This window comes from Vibrio sp. 1978, assembly GCF_033344345.1.
In genome coordinates, this window is record NZ_JAWPOP010000300.1 from 1 (window position 1) to 818 (window position 818).

The following is an 818-nucleotide window of genomic DNA, read 5'->3' on the forward strand; positions in this document are numbered from 1 at the left end:
CTCTTGAGCTTTATACGAAACAAAATCATACCTTTTACTCTCGCCTGAAAATGGCAAAAAATCTCATTCGCAACTAGGTTCATAATTAGAGCGTTCTAGGAAGTTCAAGTTATGAGGCTGAGTACAGCTATCAAATGGGGTGCCGCCGTGCTATTCGTTTGTACCGCATCATCCGTCAGTGTTGCAAAAGCAGAAGTCGAACTTGTTTTGCCTATCGAGGGCGATCCGGTCGTCGACGTTAAGTTAGCGCGGATTGGTTGGCATTTATTTAGAGATCCCAACCTGTCATCGAATGGTAAAGTCAGTTGTGAAAGTTGCCACAATCTACAAACGAATGGCGCGCAAAACACAGCCGTAGCAGCAGGTGTAAAAGGGGCAGGAACACGGAACGCGATCACGGTTTTTAATGCGTCACTGAATTACCGACTGTTATGGGACGGCTCGTCGAATACGTTAGTCTCTCAAATGGATGGCCCAATTCACGACCCGTTAGAAATGGATTCCAACTGGCCGAAGATTGAAAGCTACGTTCAAAACAACGAGCAGTATCAAGCGCTGTTTAAACGCGCTGGAAACCTGCCAATTTCTATCGACAACATCAAAGCGTCCATTGTTGAGTTTGTGAAAGGGCTTGAAACTCCAGGCGCGCCGTTTGATGCCTACTTATTGGGTTACACGCATGTTTTGAATGAGAAAGCGAAACGCGGTTGGAAAACCTTCCAGAAAGCTGGGTGCGTACAATGGCATCAAGGGAAAAATGTTGGCGGCGCGATGATTCAACGCTTCGCTTACGTTGAGCATAAACTCGTGCAGAAAGA

The 818-nt window shown here is 46.3% G+C and carries 1 protein-coding gene; it reads left to right on the forward strand.

Going from position 1 to position 818, the window contains the following annotated elements; all coding sequences use genetic code 11:
- Positions 1–111: 111 nt before the first annotated feature.
- The coding region (locus R8N49_RS26235; protein ID WP_318190336.1) for a cytochrome-c peroxidase at positions 112–818 on the forward strand (707 nt) is incomplete at its 3' end.